The following is a 16,875-nucleotide window of genomic DNA, read 5'->3' as shown; positions in this document are numbered from 1 at the left end:
AAGCGGGCCGCCGAGCAGGCCGAGGCTCAGGAGTGGTCCGAGCAGTACCGCATGCCGCCGCTGGAGGGCACCGACCGTGCCATCGCCTGGGGCACCCGATGCCGCCACCAGCTCGTCTCCGCCGACTTCACCGCCCTCGTCCTCGAAGGCGCCACCAGCGAAGCGGAATGGGAGGCCATAGAGAACGCGGTGCGACCCCTGAGTGGAGTCGGCCGGGAGCGCGGCGCTGGTGTTGCCACCAGTCCGTCTCTCCCGGCCGCTCGCCCGAACCGGACGTGCGAGTCTCCCCGCATCCGGCTCTCCACGAGTCCCGCATCAGCTGATGGCGGGCTCGGGTCGCAGGGCCCACGGGGTTGGGATCGTGTCGCCTCGGTAGCGGTAGCGCGTAATCGCTGTCCAGCCCGGAGGTCTGATCTCTACTCCGTTCGCCTCCGGCCACCACTTCCCACCGGGGTAGTAGCGCCGGTTGATCCACTTCTTGCCTCGGTTCGGATGCTTCTTCACCAGCCAGGTCAGAGTCCGCCACCACAGGAAGTGGTCGAGGTCTTGGAAGGCCGCTTTGGATGCTCCGTGCCGGAAGTAGAGGGCCCATCCGCGGGTGATCCTGTTCAGTTGCCGGAACAGCTCGTCCGCTGTCTGGTTCGGGATGTGTCGTGTGGCTTCTTTGACCTTTCGTTTGACCGTCGCGCGCGATCTCCGCGACGGGTAGCTGTAGATCAGTTGCCGGTCGCTTCCCCACTGCTGATGCCGCTGGATGCGGAACCCGAGGAAGTCGAACCCCTCGTCGATGTGCACCACACGGGTCTTGTCGGGGGCGAGCCTCAGCCCGACCCGGTTCAAGACCCCGCTCACCTCGGCGAACAGACCCAGGGCCTGTTCCATGGTTCCCTTCACCATCACCACGAAGTCGTCGGCGTACCGGACCAGCCGGTAGGTCGCGCCTCCGCGCTGACGGAAACGGGTGCGGGAAGCGTTGCTTCCGTGCGCCTGCCAGAGCCCGGTGAAGTGCTCATCGAGTACCGACAGTGCGACGTTGGCCAGCAGCGGCGAAAGGATGCCGCCCTGGGGAGTGCCGGTGGAGGTGTCCCGGAGGACATCCAGCTCGTCCAGCAGGCCCGCCTTGAGGAACGCCTTGACCAGGCTCAGGACACGCCTGTCTGCGATGCGTCTCCGCACCAGCTCCATCAGAGCGGTGTGGTCGATCTCATCGAAGCAGGCCGCAACGTCGCCCTCGAACACCCAGGTGTAACTCCGTGGGTTCGTGGCGTAGTTGCGGATCTCCTCGATCGCGTCCTGTGCCCGTCGTTCCGGACGGAACCCGTAGCTGCACGGCTGGAAGTCGGATTCCAGGATCGGTTCCAGCACCAGCTTCAAGGACGCCTGCACGACACGGTCACGGACCGTCGGGATGCCCAGGCGGCGCAGTTTGCCGTTCGCCTTGGGAATCCACCGCTGCTTCACCGGCAGCGGCCGGAACGTACGGGCCTTCACATCGGCCCGCAGTTCCTCCAGCAGCCCTGCCGCACCGTGCGCACTTCGCTCGATGCCGTGGACGGTCCTTCCGTCCACACCCGCGCTGCGCGCGCCCTTGCTCTCCCGGACCCGCTCCCACGCCACGGCGAGGAATGCCGGGTCCACCACGAGGTTGAACAGATCACCGAACCGGCGACCCTGATCGGCCACCGCCCAGTGGTGCAGTTTCGTCTGAATCTCCAGTACCCGCCGCTGGGCCCGGAACGGGCTCAACAGCATGGCGCCGATGTTCACCGGCGCATCTTCTGGCATGACAGCCTTTCCACTGCTCGACTCGCTGCCGCCCTTCGCCATGTGACCGGCTTTCCCGGCCTCCGACTACTACGGCGGCTCCGCCCCGCATCCGGTCCGTCAGCCGACGGTGGGCCTATCCCGCCGTCCACTGGATGCGGACTGCTGGCGGGAGAACCGGTGCGGTTCCCGTGTTCACTTGCTGCCGATCGACGGGTTAGGCGCCCAGCTTTGCCCCGGAGGCCCCCGCGCGTACGCCGCAGTTCTTCCGCGCGGGCTGCCCGGTCGCGATGGCTTCGCTCCGGACGGGCGTCATCTCCACGATCTAGATGACAACGCACCCCAACGCCGGCCCAGATCCACCAGGTTTCGAGCCGGCTCCACCTAACGAGGGTTCAAGCACTGGTTCCTCGCGTACACCTTCCCGTCTCGCTCGCCGGACCTGAACTGTCTGGCAGTGCCAGCCCATCCCGGCTTTGTCAGGGCTGCTTCCCACCCTCCCCGGCACCTCCCGGGTCAGGCTGCCCTCAGCTTCACCGGACCTCTGCGACGGCCCGGAGATGAAGGTCTTGCACCTCCATTCGGAACAACAAGCGCCTCACGGCACACCCCGCGCCGGCTGGTGGATCGACCAGCGCGACGCCGACCCCGCCGACCTGCCTGAACTACTGCGAGCCGCCACCGACGGCGACCGGCCGAACGAAAACCCCCACTTCTAAAAGCCTTCTCCCGCCCCGCAGAAAGGTTCACTCATGTCCCGCTTCAGCCGCGTCCGGTCCCGCTGTATCGCCTTCCTCCACGAGGTGTACATGGACGACGTCGAGATCTACCGCAAGCCGCGCGGCACCGAGGTCCTCGCCGACAGCCACCACCCCAACGCCGACAAGATTCTCCGGGAGTTCGGCTTCGAGGAGCCGCAGGGCTCCAGGCACCAGTTCCGCCTGCCCGAGGGGCTGAGCGAGGCGGAGAAGAAGGCCCGTGCCACGTAGGCTGCGATGCATCTGATCGCTGCACGCCATTCCACCAACCTCGATCTCGACCTCATCTGTCCTGCCGCCGGCGAAGCCGCACGGGCCGAGATCTATGGCAACCGCTCGCGTCCCACCCCGGCCGCCTAGACGAACTGCCAGCGCGAGGTCTGTCCCCGCCGCCCTGCTCATCCCCTCCGACTCTGCCATAGGAGCACCGCCGTGATCACCAGAAGAACGCGCCGCCCCGTCCTACCCTCCTCTCGCGCCGCGCACCCCTGGAACTCGCCTTGTCAACGCCACGCACCACCACGCCCTCGACCACCACCGGCACCGACCTCCTCCTCTACCTCCTGATCGCCCTCGCCGGGCTCGGTATGGGAGGAGGCTCGCTGGCCTGGCTGTTCGGCAATCTCGCCAATACCGTTGCCGGCACCGACCGGTGGGCCGCCTATCAGCCAACCACGGCCCTCCTCCACCCCGAGCAGGTCTGGCCCCATCTCGCCCAGCCTGCCGTCATCACCGGCTGCTACGTCCTGCCCGCCCTAGTCCTCATAGCCGCCGCCGTCGTAGCCGCGAAGGTCTGGCTGTGCTACCGCAGCAGCCCGTCGGGGCTGGCCACCCGACGTGACCTGGAGCCTCTGCTGGCGAAGCAGATCGCCGCCAAGGCCATCGACCTGCGCCCCAGCCTGGCGGGCAAGAAGCCCAAGGACATCGCCCCGGACGACCGGGGCGTCCTGCTGGGAACCTTCACACCGGGCAAGGCCGAACTCCGTTCCTCCTGGGAGGACGTGATTCTGGCGATCATGGCCCCCCGCTCCGGCAAGACCTCCGGCCTGGCCATCCCCGCTATCCTGCGCGCCCCCGGCCCCGTGCTGCTGACCTCCAACAAGGCGGCACGCGACGCCTACACCGCAACCATCGACGCACGTGCCAAGGTGGGGACAGTGTGGACGCTGGATCCGCAGCAGATCGCCCACGCGCCGCAGACCATGTGGTGGGACATCCTCGCCGACGCCCGCGATCTCGCCGGAGCCCGGCGGCTCGCCGGGCATTTCGTCACCGACTCCGTCGACGAATCCAGCGCCGGCGACTTCTGGTCCACGGCCGCCGCCAACACCCTCACCGCCTTCTTCCTCGCCGCCGCCCATGCCCGACGCCCGATCACGGACGTCCTGGCCTGGCTGGCTTCGCCGGCCGACCGCACGGCGATCGATCTGCTGCAAGACGCTGGGTTCGACGCGGTCGCAGCCCAGCTCCAGGGCACCGTGGCCGGGGCGGTCGAAACCCGCGACGGCATCTTCGAAACCGCCCGCCAGTACGCCAGCTGCCTCCTCGACCCCGGCATCGCCGCCTGGGTCACCCCGCCCAACAGCCTTGAAAAGGTGCGGGAGTTCAAGCCGGAGGCGTTCGCAACCAGCAAGGACACCTTGTACCTGCTGTCGAAGGACGGCGGCGGCTCCGCCTCGGCGATCATCGCCGCAGCCGCCGACGCCGTCATGCGCGCCGCCGTCATCCAGGCCGAACGCGACGGCGGCCGTCTCGATGCTCCGCTGCTGGCGATCCTGGACGAGGCCGCCAACGTCTGCAAGATCGCCGACCTGCCAGACCTGTACTCGCATCTCGGCTCCCGCGGCGTCATCCCGATGACGATCCTGCAGTCCTACCAGCAGGGCGTCCGCGTGTGGGGGCAGTCCGGCATGGACTCCCTGCTCTCCGCTGCGACGATCAAGGTGATCGGCTCGGGCATGGACGACGCCGACTTCGCCGACAAGATCTCGCGCCTGGGCGGTGAGCACGACGTGCGCACGGTCTCGGTCTCCACCGGCGAGTCGGGCAAGTCCACCTCGGTCTCGATGCGCCAGGAGCGGGTGCTGCCACTGGACGTGCTCCGCGCAATGCCCAAGGGCACCGCCGTGTTGATGGCCACCGGTATCCGCCTCGCGCTCATGGACCTCAAGCCCTGGTACAAGGGCCGCGACGCCAAGAAGCTGGGGGCCGCGTCCGCCAAGGCCACGGCCGCGATCAGCGAACGCGCTGCCGCCAAGGCGCTGCGCCAGGACGACTTCACTCCCGCGGCATGACCGGCCCCGCGCAACTCCGCACCCGGGCGAGACCGCGCGGCGCGACCCCCGCGCCGCGCCGCCCGCCCGATCTACTCCCCGGCCTTCGCCTTCTTCACGAGGTGCTCTCCCATGCCACACCCCGCACCGTCCTGGACTTCCCTCAGCCAATCCGAGCGGCTGGCCGACGCTCCCGTCGTACGCCGCGCCGGCCGCTGGTGGCTCGTATCGCCCTCCGGAACGATGCTCGCCACCGATGCCGCCTTTACGAGCGAACTGGACCGCTTCGCCACCGACATGGCCACGGCCAACCGTGCCGTCGCTGATCTGCACAACGGGCGCGACGCTTCCGACACTCCCGTACGCGAGGTTCAACGGTGACGCCGCTCGTCCAAGCCGAGCAGGCCGTCCTTGGAGCGGTCTTCCTGGCTCCCGGCCAGCTTGACCGCCTTGCGCCCTGGCTTCGGCCGGAGCACTTCTCCCGTCCGGCACACACCGCGATCTACGCCGCAATGCTCAAGCTCCGAGCCGACGACCACCCCGCCTCGAAGGCCCAGGACGCCGGCCCCGTACCGATGTCGTGGATGACCGACACGGTCACCGAGGCCAGCAAGCACACCCGGGGCCTGACCGCCTCCTACACACACTCCCTGGTGGCGGCTTGTCCACGGCCGGAGCACGCAGCGATCTACGGACGCATGGTGCTGGAGGGCGCCATCCACCACAGTGTCGCCCAGCACGCCACACGACTGCACCAGACCGCCCGCGCCGACGCCATCCGCGGCGGCGCTGAGGAGACGGTGCACCACGCCCAAGTTCTGTCCGACGTGCTGGCCGATCTCGCACGCCGCTGGGGCGGCGAGCCCCGGCCCGTAGCAACCCCGGCATCGGCTCCGTCCCCTCCCGCTCATCCGCAGCCGGTAGACGAACAGCTCCTGGCCGATGAGGAGTTCCTCCTCGGCTGCCTCAGTGGTCGTCCCCAGACGCTGGACGAGGTGGTGGGCTGGCTCCACCCCGGCGATTTCGTCGATGCCGGCCATCAGCAGATCTACCGTTCGCTGGGCGCGCTCCACCACCGGGGTGAGCCCATCGACCAGCTGACCGTGCTGTGGGAGACCCAACGCCGCGGTGCCATGGCCGACCGAACCCTCGATGCCGAACGCGTGCTGCGGATCTGCGACCCCTCGGCGTTCGCAGGGTCGGGGGAGTACGTCGGCGAGCAGGTCGTGCGAGCCTCGCTCGTACGGACGGCAGCCGCCTCGGCCCGGCAGGTACGTGCGCTCGCCGACGACGAGTCCCTGGCGCCTGGTCGGCTGATCGGTTACGCCCTCCACGCCCTGGGGCCGCTGGACGAAGTCCGCCAACGCTGGCGTATCGCCACCGGCGACCAGCGCGAACCGCCCCGCCCCCGCTCTTCGCCGGGCTCCGCCCCGCCTGCGGCCCGCATCGACGCCGCCCGTTCCCGAAGCCGCCCCCACCTCACCAAGCCCACCCCGCCCGTGGCCCCTGCCGCGGCCTCCCCTCCCGCCACACCTGACCGTCACCACCGCCGGAGTCCCGCATGAAGGACCACACTGGCCGCGCCGACCTCGAAGAGGACGGGCTGTACGCCGTAGCCCACGAGTTCGACCAACTACGCACCAAAATCAGTATGCCCGGGGCACCGAGCGGGCTTCCCGACCTCACGACCGCATCCAAGCAGCTCGCCACCCTGGCGGAACTGACCAAGGACCTGTTGGAGGCGGCCCGCTGCAGCGCGGAACCCGACTCCCCCGGACTCGAACTCGGACTGGTCATCAACGCTTACACGTCAGCATCCGTACCCACCGGGCGTGCCATAGAGAACTACACCCAGGCGTACGCCCAGCTCGGCTTCCTGCACCGCTTCGCCGACGCCCCGGCTACCGCAGACCACCAGAACGCCCGGCTGGCCGCATTCTGCATTTTTCAGGAGCGGATGGTCTACGTCCGCGACGACCTGAAGGAAGCCGCCAACACCCTGCGGGGCTCGGCCGACCGGATCGACGGCACGCCGCCACGCACCTTGGCCGCGCTGAGCCGGTCAGCCCGCCCGACGAACTCGATTTACCTCCGTAGAGCCAGCCACGCCGGCGCCGACCCCCATCCGACTCGCTTATGCCCCAGCGCCCCGTCATGACCGCTGACCCGACGGTGCCGCCGACCGCGCCATTGATCGGGAGTCTGTGCTCCGGATACGGCGGCCTAGACCTCGGCGTCCAAGCCGCCCTCGGCGGCAGCCTTGCCTGGCATGCAGATACCGATCCGGGTGCCGCCCGGATCCTGTCCCGCCACTGGCCCACGGTGCCCAACCTCGGCGATATCTCGACCGTGCACTGGTCCGACGTTCCTGGGGTGTGCGTCCTTACGGCGGGTTTCCCGTGTCAAAGACGTCTCGGTTGCCGGCCGCCGCGCCGGGCTGGTTGATGGCACCCGGTCCGGTCTGTGGCACCACGTCGTCCGTGCCATCAAAGCCCTCAACCCGTGCCTGGTGGTGATCGAGAATGTCCGGGGACTCCTGTCCTCCCCCGCCGGTTCCCCTGGCGACGTGGAACCCTGCCCGTGGTGTCTGGGAGACACCGCAGACCAGCCTCCTGTGCGAGCACTGGGTGCCGTACTCGGCTCCCTGGCCGACCTCCGGTTCGATGCACGCTGGCGCGTGCTTCACGCCTCCGACGTCGGCGCCCCACACCAACGAGCACGGATCTTCCTCACTGCCTGGCCATCCGGACAGGCTGTCTCTGCTCAAGACCCCGACCAGCAGCCTGGCGACCAACGGCGGCAGCCAGCACCCGGTGAAAAGGAAGCAGGGCGGCCACGGCCCGAACCTGGCGGACGAGATCGAGTGGCTCCCGCCCACCCCCGTGGCCTCCGACGGGACCAAAGGCTCGCCGAATCAACGGCATGGCAATGGGGACTTGACGCTGCCGTCAGCAGCAGCTCGACTGCGACACCTCTCCGGTGCGCAGCCCATGCGCACGGCGCGGGGACGGAAGGGTGCAAGCGGGGTGTCGCTCACGGTGCTGCTGCCTCTGTTCGAGGAGCCGACGTCGGCGGAGGACGGACCGAGATGTGGGGGCCGTACGCCGCCGCCCTCGCCCGATGGGAGACAGCCACTCGCCCGGCGCCACGGCCAACCGATGACGCGGGCCGCCTGAGTCCGCTGTTCGTGGAGTGGATGCAGGGACTGTCTCCCCGCTGGGTGACTGCCACCCCGGGGCTGGGTCGCCCTGCCCAATTGGCCTCTCTGGGCAATGGCGTTGTGCCGCAGCAGGCCGCCCGCGCCCTGCAGATCCTTTCGCCGACCAGGCCGGCCTGCCGCCATCACACATCGCGCTGAGCGGATCAGGCCGCTTCTGGATGCCGCGATGCCTGGGCGGAATTGGTCGGATCGGCAGCCGCGACCACGAGCAGGCAGCCACCTGAAGAGAAATCTTAGAAACTGGCTTGAGCGCCCTCCTAGAAGCCGTCGTGACGCCCCTCAGTAGGGGAAGGGGCGGCCTCGCGTGCAGGGCCTCAACCAGGGCTCGTTGGCGCCTCTCCGAACCGCGCATTCGCCTGTCCACGCCTTCGCCGTGTGCGCTCTGAGCTGGGATTTTGTGGCGTGCGGCCGTACTGTCTCCCCATCGTGAAAGGGGGCCGGATGGACCGGAACATCCGCACCGTCGAGGACGTGCTGAAACTCCTGGACGACTTGATCCCGCCGGACGCCGACCGCTGGACCAATCACGCGGCCGCCTGGTGGGATACCTTCTATGCCGACCGTTCCAAGCCTGTGCCGTTCTTCGCGGCCAAGCCGGACGAGAATCTCGCCTCATACCTCGACCGCCGGCTCATCACCCCGGGCCGGGCGCTCGACCTGGGCTGTGGGCCCGGACGCAACGCCCTTTACCTGGACTCCCTGGGATTCCAGGTGGACGCCGTCGACCTCTCCCCGGCAGCCGTCGGATGGGCCGAGGAGCGCGCCCGAGAGGCTGGGGCCCGCGTCCGGTTTCACAGAGGAGACGCCTTCGCCCTGGCCGGCACCGAGCTGAGCGGACGCTATGACCTGATCTACGATTCGGGCTGCTTCCATCACCTGCCGCCCCACCGTCGCATCAGCTACCTCGCGCTACTCGACCAACTTCTCGCACCTGGTGGGCATTTCGCGCTCACCTGCTTCACGACCGGAGAGACGGGAGGATCTGACCTCCCCGACGCAGCCTTCTACCGCGACGCCCACCTCCACGGCGGACTCGCCTACACCCCACAATCCCTACGCCGGATCTTCTCCGACCTAGCAGAGGTCGAAGTTCGCCTCATGCACGACGAACCGCCCGAGTCCGCCTACTTTGGCGAACCCTTCCTGTGGGCCGCCCTGTTCCGACTCGACGCCCAGTCAAGTTGCGGCACGGTACCTACGGACCCGATGCGTCTCAAGTAGGGTAAGTAGAGGGCACGGCTACTGCTGCCCCAAAGGGGCATCTCCCGGGTCTGCAGCGGGCTGTCATCACGTCGCGAACTCCTTCGTCCAGAAACTCCGGTAGATCAACTTCCGGGAGATGTCCATCAGATACGACACGGCCCGAATCTCGATCTCCGTCAACTCGGGGTGCCAGATGTCGAACAACAGCACTGCCCGCCCCTCGTCGCTATCGTTCCAAACTTCGTGCTCGTAGGAGTCGTCGAACACGAACGCCTTGCCCCGCTCCCATTCCCGCGTCTCGTCACCCACCCGAATGCGGGGGCCGTTCGGGGTCACCAACCCCAGGTGACACCGCAAGTGCGCATTCGTATATCCCGTGTGTGCCGGGATGTGGGTGCCCGGGTCCAGCACCGAGAAATACGTCATCCCGCAGCCCAGGGCACCGGGAATCGGTTCGAGTATCTCGACGGTCTTCGGGCATGCCTTGAGGTTCCTGGGGTACGCCTTGGCCGTGTAGTAAAGGTAATGCGCCGACCATCGTCCCTTGTCCACGAGTTCAGTCGGCTTGGACAAGGTTCGCTTGCCAACTAGGCCGCCCAGGCTCTCGAACTCCGTCGTGATGCCCTCGGTAGCCGCTTCCAGGTCCGCGATCCACGGGAAGCGCCCGTTGTCCCACCAAGCAATCTCGGAGAGGCCCGGGATGAAGATGTTCGGCTCCTGGCCTCCACTGGTATGGTCCAACACCTTATCCCGGAGCGCAATGTCCAGGCCGTCCAGCACTCGTTCGAGCGATGAGCGGTCGATCTCTTGCTCCTCGATCCACTGCTCCAGGTAGGCCGGGCTCTTTGCAAGCCATGGCTGCATGAATCCCTCCAGATATGTTGGTCAACGGATATTTCCGAGGGAGCGGGTGCATAGATCAGCCAGCGTTAAGGATCGCCTCGAACTTTTCACGCGCGCTCACTCGAGTCTGTTCCCGCTCTGGGCTCTTTGAGACGAATCCCGTCAGTGTGCGACGCAAGGTATCTCCGGCTGTGTGATCCACCCGCCCGATGGTGTGCACGGTGTCCGACTTCACCAGGACCAGCCGGTTCGGCTTCGGCACGATGGCCACTGGGGTCGTCGTGCTTCGGTTGATCCGCGCCTCCATCCGCAGGACCAAGTCGTTCTCCGCCTCCTCATCCGCGGCGATCGGCTGCGGATCCTCGTCGATTAGCTTGAGTTCACCGCCCCAGGACGGCCGCCACAGGTCGTGGAGGAAAAGGATGAACTCGCCCTGTCTGCCCCGTCCCGCATCGTTGTGCCAGCCGAGGCGGCTGCCTGCCGGGTACTTCCAGAAGGCGAACGCAAGCCTGTCCCAGGCGATGCCCGCCTCGCCGTAGAAGTCGCTGTATGCGCGCACCGCACGGGCCAGCTCCTCGTACAGCTTCGGCCGTCCGCCAGTGCCTGCGGCTCCAAGGTCCTCTCGGAACCTCACCCCCTTCGAACGGTAGGCAGGACCGTCCTCGTCCGAGATGACGCTCTCCCGCCTGGTGAACGTCGCGCGCTCCATCAGGTCCTGAGCAGCAGAGAAGTCCTGCCTGCTGAGAAAGTCGTCGATGATGATGAAGCGCCTGCCGCGCTGAATCTCCTTCACGTTCTCCCCTCCAGGATCAGTGGGTCAGCTGATGCGTCTCTGGCTGCGCTGTACAGGCGGCGAAGATCGCCTCGCTCCATCCCGCGAGGCAGCGGTGTTCGGGGCTCAGCAGCACCTGATCCGGCATCTCTGCACCGATCTCGTCTTCCAACCTCGTGGCTAGAGCGATCCAGTCGAGTGAGTTAAGACCAAACAGCGAGAATTCGCGGGTCCGCAGGCCAGCATCCTCAATCAGCTCCTCGGCCGTGGGGGCCTCTATCCCCCGGTTGGCCAGTGCCAGTACGAGATGGCGAGCGACCAGCAGTTGACACGCACGGCGCTCTGTGGAGCTAGGCACATCTGCTCTCTTTCCGTATTTTGTCGATCACCGCACTCCGATCCCGTTTACCCACCGTGGTCCGCGGAATTTTCCGACACAACATCACGCGCGGAATGGGAGTTCCCACCGGACCTCCAGCCAGAGCCGCAAGCAAGTCCTCCTCTCGGGCATTCCCTTCGACCACCGCGTAGAAGTCCTCGATCTCGGGCCTGTCGTTCCGTGGGAGGACGAGCAGGAAGACATCCGTTACCCCCTGCGCGGAACGTAGACACTTCTCTGTGACATCCGACCTGACAGATCTCCCGTTGAGGCGGAGTTGCCCCCGCATTCGCTCTTCGAAGTACACGAAGCCGTCGGTGTCACGTCGGACGATGTCACCCGTACGCCACTCCTGCGTGGGCCCAGCGTCGTCGTCGAGGTAGCCCTCCAGCGGAGCGGCCAGCCGCAGGACCAGTTCTCCGTGCGCTCCGGGCGACGGCTCGACGATGTCGACCCCCGGCACGGGCCGGCCCATGCCCCGGTCCCCGAAGAAGGTGCCCCCAGTCTCCGTGGAGCCGTATCCGCGCAGCAGCGGCAGCCCGAATCGCTGCTGGAACGACTCATTGAGTTCGTCAGGGACCTGGCCGGCGCCAGCCATCGCGGCGCGCGGCGTGGATCCGCCCTGGCGCCGGGTCTCGACCAGCAGCCGGGCCAGGGGCGGCGTAAGGGCGAGAACCGACACTGCGCCGGAGTCAGCCTTGCGGGCCAGCGTGCCCGCCCTGACGAAGGGCGTCACGTCGATGTCACATCCGCTGAGCAGCGCGCTGACAGCGATGCTCCAGCCGAAGGAATGCACGAGCGGGACGGGGACCGCAACGCAGTCACCCGGGACTAGTCCCAGCCCCGTACGGTAGCCCTCGGCGTCGTACAACACGCTTGCCACGCCACGCCGTGCGACCTTGGGGCGGTCGGTGCTACCGGAGCTGAGGTGGAGCACCGCAGTGGTGTCGAGGACTCCGGCCCAGTGACCTGGGGCAGCGGGGGATACGGCGAGATCCGGAGTGATCTGGCATGTCTCGCAGATGATCTGGGCGGCCTGCCCGTCGAGGCTCGGTGCCGGTTCCGGCACCGGCATCGGCACCGCGTCCAGTTGCCACACTGCCATGGTGGCCACCACCAAGTCGCGGCCTTGTAGGCCAGCCAGCACCACAGACTGACCGGGCCGCACCCCGGCTTGAGCGAGGCGGTCGCAGAGGCAGTGAAAAGGAGAACCTGCAGCGTCGATGCGGTCGCCGTCGACGTGCACACCCTGCGCCAGGATGCGTGCCACCAGTTCGTGACGGCCGCTGTTCACTCTACGGCCTCCCGCTGCTTCGCCGCTGACACGGCAGCGGTTGCGGAGATGACCTTGTCGATAGTAACGATCGGCAGAACCGTCGCCACGCTACCGACCACGCCGATCCACAGGGTCGGCACAACGCCGATCCTTGACCCCAGCCAGCCCGCCACTAGGGCGGCGAGCGGCATGCTGCCCCAGACGACAAAGCGAATGGAAGCGTTCATACGGCCGAGGAGGTTCTTGGGGCAGAGAGTCTGTCGAAGGCTGACCTGGGTCACGTTGTAGAGCAACGCCCCGAGCGTGAGGCCGAATTCGCCTACCAGCAGGACTGCTCCTGCAAGGATTTTGCTGTGCTGGGCGACTGTAGCCGCCAGCGGGTTGGACGCGCCAAAGAACGCGGCAGTGAGCAGCCCGCAGGACATGACGGTGCCCGCGCTGAATCGCTTCCGGGCCCTGGCGGCAAGCAACGCCCCCAGCACACCTCCGGCAGCGCCGCAGGTCATGATGAGCCCGAGCATGAACGAATCAAAGCCGATGGTACGCATGACCAGGACGGGGACCAAGGTCGCCACCATGGTGGCGAAGAAGTTTGAAGCACCCATGGACATCGCCAGACGCCGGATGACTAGCTGGTCACGGACGAAGCGCAACCCTTCCCCAATGTCCGCGAACAGGTGCCCCTTGGCCTGAGGATTTAGTGCGGACCTCTGTTCGCTGTCCTGGGTCACTGTGAGGCACAGGAAGCTGGCGAAGTATGTGAAGGAGTCCACGAGCATTACCACTGGCGCGCTAACCACCCTCATGAGTAGTCCGGCCAGCGCCGGCCCACCGAGAGTCGACACCTGGGCGGTGGCTTCGAGTCGGCCATTGGCAGCGGCGATTTCCTCCTCAGGTACGAGGACTGGCACGTAGGACTGGTAGGCGACGTCGAAGAAGACGGTCACCACGCCGACGACGACAGCGACGGCGTACAGCACTTCCATCCGCAGATCCCCCGTTAACCAGAGGCCCGGGACCGCGAGTACAGCCAGGCAGCGGATGAGGGCTGCCCACATCATCGTCTGACGCTTGAGCATCCGGTCCACCCACGCGCCCGCCGGAAGACCGATGAGGAGGTAGCAAACAGTAGATGCGGCGCCGAGAATGCCGACTTCTTGGGTGTCTGCGTGGAGAAGCTCGACGGCGGTCACTGAGAGACCGAGTGTGCCGATGCGAGTGCCGAACTGGGAGAGCGTCTGCCCGAACCAGAAGCGTCTGAAGTTTGTGGATGTCACAGAGTGTGTGCTCATGACGTGGACCTCAGACCGTTGCCTGCACTGACCGGGACGTCGGCGCCCGAGTCCAGGAACACCGACCCACGAATCCGCAGACCGGATGACTGGACCAGGTCCTCGACGTGCTGCTTCTTCACCACGAACCGGTCCTTGCCGTAAATCAGGTACCGCTGCCGGTCAGTGTCACCGGTGAAGTTCACCGTCATGACATTGGCGCCGGCGGCCAACCCCCGGGACTGTCCGCCCGAGGACGTCTTTTCCAGGGCGCTCACCGATGGGATGAGCAGCTGGGGACGGTGCACTCGGAGGGTGGCGAGTGCGTTGAGAGCGAGCTCGTTGTCGCCGATAGGGGCGAGTTGAAGGGGGGTGTTCGGGGCAGGCACGAAGGGGCTCACGCTGCACATGTGGACTCCCAGCGATTCAGCCAGCTCGATGTCGTCGACAATGCTGTCGAGGGACTGGCCGGGCAGACTGGAGATCAGGCCGGTGCCCACCCGGTAGCCGAGGTCCAGCAAGTCCCTCATGCAGCGCAGGCGCTCGTCGAGCGATTCGTGTCGCATTTTCTCGTGCAGGCGCGGGTCGCTCGTCTCGTGCTTGAGGATGTAACTCGTCGCACCGAGGTTGCGTAGGCGTTCGTACTGTCCGCGGCGCATGTTCCCGAGGTTGAGCAGGATCTCGACACGGCCGTCGAACAGTTCGCGAATCCGCGGAATGGCGTCCTCGATCGCGGTGAGATTCCGGCGAGTTTCGCCGCCCTGGAAGAGGATAATGTCGATCCCAGCTGCCCGGATCTCCCTCGCGCGCTCCAGTATGCCGTCACTGCTCATGAAGTAGCGGTCGTTGTCCGGTGTGTTATCGCGGCGCATGGGACAGTAATCGCAGTTCACCCGGCACACGTTGGTGACTTCTATGACGCCGCGCAGGATCACGTTCGGCCCGAAGTGCTCCTCCCTGAGCCGCCGGGCCTCAGCGAAGAGCTCCTCCTGGGCCGGGCCCCTGGCCGTGAGATACGACCGTATTTCAGATCGAGTGAGCATGCCCAAGCCTCTCTTCGTTGTTCGATTCGGTCGACTCGTTGCTGGAGTGCTGCGGGACAGTGATGTGCTCCACCTGTTCCGCGACGAGCTCCGGGTCCGCCGTCTCTCGGAAGGAGTCGACTACGGTCGACAGGTCCGGTGTGAATCGGAGTGACGAGACCGAACCGTTGACTACCACCGTGACGGTGTCCCCGGGAGCTAGCTGCTCACCGCGCAGGTAGAGCGTCACCAGTCGGGCCCCGCTGACCTCGATGTCGATCCGGTCGGCGGCCGTTCGACGCGCATGCACCACTGCCGTCTGCCGCGGTCTGACACCGCTGAGGCGCACCCAATGAGCACGACCGTGCGCGTCCTCGGCCACCCGGTGGCGAATCTCGGCTGGCCGACTCGTACGGCTGGTACGGGCCAGCCAATGTTCGAGTTTGCGAAACAGCGGGCTGCCGTCCGTCAGCCCGAGTGTGCCCAGTCCGTGCGCGCCATCCGAAACCTCCACGTACTCCACATCCTGGTGGCCGAGATCGCACAGCGTGCTCACGGATTCACGGTCGAACTGTGCGGGGATCTGCTCGTCCTTGCTGCCGTGCACGACGAAGAGGGAGAGCGGAAGAGTATTGGGCAGCAGGGCCCTGGTTCGCGTATCAGTTCCGAACGACTCCCAGACGGAGAGGGCTCCGTTGAACGGTACGGCCGCAGCAAAGGAATGCCAGAACCTCATGCCTAGATTCCAGGTCGCCAGTCCGCCCATGGAGACTCCAGCGAGGACGCACCGGTTGGGGTCGGCGCCGAGTTCGGTCCGGGCCCACCGGAGGGCAGCGAGGGGGAAGTCGCGGCCAGCCAGGTCCCAGCGGGGCATGTGGAACCGGCTGCCAAAGATTCCGGCAAGGTCGAGGTTGTTCGATTTCTGCCTCGGCAGCTGCGCGGTCGGGCAGAGGACAGCCATCGACAGCCTGTCGGCGAGTGCGGTGAAGTAGGGCAGCACCTGTTCTCCGCTGCCCCCAGCGCCGTGGAGAACGATCAAGGCGCCGAGTTGACGTCCCCGCGTGTACGCGGGTACATGCACGGCCATATCCGTTTGCCGACCATGCTCGTCGTGCAGCTCCACGGTTCCTGACCAGGCACGCCAAACGTTCTCGTCGGTGCGGCCGAGCAACTCCCGCAGCTGCGCCGCACCGATATCGCGGCGGCGCAGTTCTGCAAGCGCCTCGTCCGGGTCGGCGTGCAGGCACAGCTCTCGTGCTTCAAGCGGCGTCATTTGCGTTTTGCCTCCTGCCGTCGCGGGCCGGACCGTCGTGAGTGGTACCGAAGTCCAGACGTCCCAGGCGGACGGGCGTCCGGCTGAGCCGCCGTGCCTTGACCGCAGCCAGAGAGAGCGCAGCCGAGAGGTCCGCTGCCGGAATCGGAAACTCCAGAAAACCCGTGCCCTTTGCCCTAGCCAGTGGCCCTGCAGCCTGAGTCAACAAGTCAAGGTCCGCGACGGAGCGCGGGGGGAAGCCGCTCAGCACCAAGCGGTGGCGGTCGACCACCCAGCGCACCGTGGCAGGCGAGTCGCTGCTCAGCAAATCGTCCACCAGCGGAATCAATCGCGCCGGCTCTGGCATGTGCAGCGCGAGCTTGCCATGGCCATCGCCAGACGCGGCAACGGAAGGGCCATCGTCTGGTACCGGTAGCTCGAACCGGTGGATCAACGGCCCAGTCGCCCGCAATCGGAGCATGCGTGCCAGCCCTGCTTCCGGCTTGTGCGGTTCGATCCAGGCGGCTAGGCCGGCAAATCTGTTGCCGCTCGCGGCGTCACGCAGTGCGAATGCCAGCTCCAGTGCCGCGCCGCTGCCGCGCATGGATTCTTCGACGAAGACCCCCTTAAGCAGGAGGTGATCACCCCACTTCATACTGCGGTGCACGGCGCCCAGACCCCCAGCGGCCGTGTCGAGCCCTATCCAGAGGTAATCGTCCTCAGCCGCCAACTCCCGGACCAGCGTCTCGGCGTCGAGTCCTTCGAGATCGACGATTCGGAGAATCTCGTCGGCATCCACCGGCATCAGTCGGCGCACTCGTCCGTTCTTCATAAGCAGTCAC

At 66.7% G+C, this 16,875-nt stretch carries 18 protein-coding genes; 9 read left to right on the top strand and 9 right to left on the bottom strand.

The window, feature by feature from the left end; translation table 11 throughout:
• Nucleotides 1–315: 315 nt before the first annotated feature.
• Nucleotides 316–1,827 carry a group II intron reverse transcriptase/maturase gene (gene ltrA, locus ACZ4NB_RS05235; protein ID WP_467658414.1) on the bottom strand — a complete coding sequence of 504 codons (1,512 nt, stop codon included), beginning with the start codon at nt 1,825–1,827 and terminating at the stop codon, nt 316–318.
• A gap of 689 nt (nt 1,828–2,516) precedes the next feature.
• Between ltrA and ACZ4NB_RS05230 the strand changes: the two genes are divergently transcribed.
• The 9 genes from ACZ4NB_RS05230 to ACZ4NB_RS05190 all read left to right on the top strand — a co-directional run bounded on the left by ACZ4NB_RS05230 (nt 2,517) and on the right by ACZ4NB_RS05190 (nt 9,236).
• Nucleotides 2,517–2,753, top strand: a complete 237-nt coding sequence (locus tag ACZ4NB_RS05230) for a hypothetical protein (protein WP_467658412.1) — start codon at nt 2,517–2,519, stop codon at nt 2,751–2,753.
• 6 nt (nt 2,754–2,759) lie between these two features.
• Nucleotides 2,760–2,882 carry a hypothetical protein gene (locus ACZ4NB_RS05225; protein WP_467658411.1) on the top strand — a complete coding sequence of 41 codons (123 nt, stop codon included), beginning with the start codon at nt 2,760–2,762 and terminating at the stop codon, nt 2,880–2,882.
• Between the two features lie 140 nt (nt 2,883–3,022).
• Nucleotides 3,023–4,816 (top strand): type IV secretory system conjugative DNA transfer family protein, encoded by a 1,794-nt coding sequence (locus ACZ4NB_RS05220; protein ID WP_467658410.1) that lies wholly within the window; start codon nt 3,023–3,025, stop codon nt 4,814–4,816.
• A gap of 111 nt (nt 4,817–4,927) precedes the next feature.
• Complete coding sequence (locus tag ACZ4NB_RS05215; RefSeq protein ID WP_467658408.1) at nt 4,928–5,176, top strand: hypothetical protein; 249 nt, start codon at nt 4,928–4,930, stop codon at nt 5,174–5,176.
• A complete protein-coding gene (locus ACZ4NB_RS05210; protein ID WP_467658407.1) occupies nt 5,173–6,360 on the top strand; it encodes a DnaB-like helicase N-terminal domain-containing protein in 1,188 nt (395 codons plus the stop codon). Before ACZ4NB_RS05215 ends, ACZ4NB_RS05210 begins: the two co-directional genes overlap by 4 nt.
• Complete coding sequence (locus ACZ4NB_RS05205) at nt 6,357–6,953, top strand: hypothetical protein (RefSeq protein WP_467658406.1); 597 nt, start codon at nt 6,357–6,359, stop codon at nt 6,951–6,953. The genes ACZ4NB_RS05210 and ACZ4NB_RS05205 overlap by 4 nt, the downstream gene beginning before the upstream one ends.
• Complete coding sequence (locus ACZ4NB_RS05200; protein ID WP_467658405.1) at nt 6,932–7,240, top strand: DNA cytosine methyltransferase; 309 nt, start codon at nt 6,932–6,934, stop codon at nt 7,238–7,240. Before ACZ4NB_RS05205 ends, ACZ4NB_RS05200 begins: the two co-directional genes overlap by 22 nt.
• On the top strand, nt 7,134–8,153 hold the full coding sequence (locus ACZ4NB_RS05195; RefSeq protein WP_467658647.1) for a DNA cytosine methyltransferase: 1,020 nt from the start codon (nt 7,134–7,136) through the stop codon (nt 8,151–8,153). Before ACZ4NB_RS05200 ends, ACZ4NB_RS05195 begins: the two co-directional genes overlap by 107 nt.
• 303 nt (nt 8,154–8,456) lie before the next feature.
• A complete protein-coding gene (locus tag ACZ4NB_RS05190) occupies nt 8,457–9,236 on the top strand; it encodes a class I SAM-dependent methyltransferase (RefSeq protein WP_467658403.1) in 780 nt (259 codons plus the stop codon).
• Nucleotides 9,237–9,302: 66 nt separating this feature from the next.
• Here ACZ4NB_RS05190 and ACZ4NB_RS05185 read toward each other — a convergent pair whose 3' ends face one another.
• From ACZ4NB_RS05185 to ACZ4NB_RS05150, 8 genes are read right to left on the bottom strand one after another with little or no spacing between them, the layout of a single operon-like run.
• The gene (locus tag ACZ4NB_RS05185) at nt 9,303–10,082 is read right to left on the bottom strand and encodes an aspartyl/asparaginyl beta-hydroxylase domain-containing protein (protein ID WP_467658402.1); all 780 of its coding nucleotides are present in this window, start codon (nt 10,080–10,082) and stop codon (nt 9,303–9,305) included.
• Nucleotides 10,083–10,137: 55 nt separating this feature from the next.
• Nucleotides 10,138–10,854 (bottom strand): 2OG-Fe(II) oxygenase, encoded by a 717-nt coding sequence (locus ACZ4NB_RS05180; protein ID WP_467658401.1) that lies wholly within the window; start codon nt 10,852–10,854, stop codon nt 10,138–10,140.
• A 16-nt stretch (nt 10,855–10,870) separates the two neighbouring features.
• Nucleotides 10,871–11,191 carry an acyl carrier protein gene (locus ACZ4NB_RS05175; RefSeq protein WP_467658399.1) on the bottom strand — a complete coding sequence of 107 codons (321 nt, stop codon included), beginning with the start codon at nt 11,189–11,191 and terminating at the stop codon, nt 10,871–10,873.
• Nucleotides 11,184–12,506: a class I adenylate-forming enzyme family protein gene (locus ACZ4NB_RS05170; RefSeq protein ID WP_467658398.1), complete on the bottom strand. Its 1,323-nt coding sequence runs from the start codon at nt 12,504–12,506 to the stop codon at nt 11,184–11,186. The genes ACZ4NB_RS05175 and ACZ4NB_RS05170 overlap by 8 nt, the downstream gene beginning before the upstream one ends.
• Nucleotides 12,503–13,780 carry an MFS transporter gene (locus ACZ4NB_RS05165; RefSeq protein WP_467658396.1) on the bottom strand — a complete coding sequence of 426 codons (1,278 nt, stop codon included), beginning with the start codon at nt 13,778–13,780 and terminating at the stop codon, nt 12,503–12,505. Before ACZ4NB_RS05165 ends, ACZ4NB_RS05170 begins: the two co-directional genes overlap by 4 nt.
• Nucleotides 13,777–14,802: a biotin synthase BioB gene (locus tag ACZ4NB_RS05160; protein ID WP_467658394.1), complete on the bottom strand. Its 1,026-nt coding sequence runs from the start codon at nt 14,800–14,802 to the stop codon at nt 13,777–13,779. Before ACZ4NB_RS05160 ends, ACZ4NB_RS05165 begins: the two co-directional genes overlap by 4 nt.
• Entirely contained in the window at nt 14,786–16,054 is a 1,269-nt protein-coding gene (locus ACZ4NB_RS05155; RefSeq protein ID WP_467658393.1) for a hypothetical protein, read from the bottom strand. The genes ACZ4NB_RS05160 and ACZ4NB_RS05155 overlap by 17 nt, the downstream gene beginning before the upstream one ends.
• The gene (locus tag ACZ4NB_RS05150; RefSeq protein WP_467658392.1) at nt 16,041–16,865 is read right to left on the bottom strand and encodes a hypothetical protein; all 825 of its coding nucleotides are present in this window, start codon (nt 16,863–16,865) and stop codon (nt 16,041–16,043) included. Before ACZ4NB_RS05150 ends, ACZ4NB_RS05155 begins: the two co-directional genes overlap by 14 nt.
• Between the last annotated feature and the right edge of the window lie 10 nt (nt 16,866–16,875).

The sequence above is a fragment of the Streptomyces sp. NPDC026575 genome (assembly GCF_055567415.1).
Note: the sequence above shows the minus strand (reverse complement) of the source record. Positions and strands in the feature narration are given on the sequence as shown.

Excerpts from the sequence above, each read along its gene's own strand:
- ACZ4NB_RS05190 (WP_467658403.1), top strand. The coding sequence starts at position 8,457 with ATGGACCGGAACATCCGCACCGTCGAGGACGTGCTGAAACTCCTGGAC.
- ACZ4NB_RS05185 (WP_467658402.1), bottom strand. The coding sequence starts at position 10,082 with ATGCAGCCATGGCTTGCAAAGAGCCCGGCCTACCTGGAGCAGTGGATC.
- ACZ4NB_RS05230 (WP_467658412.1), top strand. The coding sequence starts at position 2,517 with ATGTCCCGCTTCAGCCGCGTCCGGTCCCGCTGTATCGCCTTCCTCCAC.
- ACZ4NB_RS05215 (WP_467658408.1), top strand. The coding sequence starts at position 4,928 with ATGCCACACCCCGCACCGTCCTGGACTTCCCTCAGCCAATCCGAGCGG.
- ACZ4NB_RS05165 (WP_467658396.1), bottom strand. The coding sequence starts at position 13,780 with ATGAGCACACACTCTGTGACATCCACAAACTTCAGACGCTTCTGGTTC.
- ACZ4NB_RS05205 (WP_467658406.1), top strand. The coding sequence starts at position 6,357 with ATGAAGGACCACACTGGCCGCGCCGACCTCGAAGAGGACGGGCTGTAC.
- ACZ4NB_RS05225 (WP_467658411.1), top strand. The coding sequence starts at position 2,760 with ATGCATCTGATCGCTGCACGCCATTCCACCAACCTCGATCTCGACCTC.
- ACZ4NB_RS05160 (WP_467658394.1), bottom strand. The coding sequence starts at position 14,802 with ATGCTCACTCGATCTGAAATACGGTCGTATCTCACGGCCAGGGGCCCG.
- ACZ4NB_RS05150 (WP_467658392.1), bottom strand. The coding sequence starts at position 16,865 with ATGAAGAACGGACGAGTGCGCCGACTGATGCCGGTGGATGCCGACGAG.
- ACZ4NB_RS05155 (WP_467658393.1), bottom strand. The coding sequence starts at position 16,054 with ATGACGCCGCTTGAAGCACGAGAGCTGTGCCTGCACGCCGACCCGGAC.
- ltrA (WP_467658414.1), bottom strand. The coding sequence starts at position 1,827 with ATGGCGAAGGGCGGCAGCGAGTCGAGCAGTGGAAAGGCTGTCATGCCA.
- ACZ4NB_RS05200 (WP_467658405.1), top strand. The coding sequence starts at position 6,932 with ATGCCCCAGCGCCCCGTCATGACCGCTGACCCGACGGTGCCGCCGACC.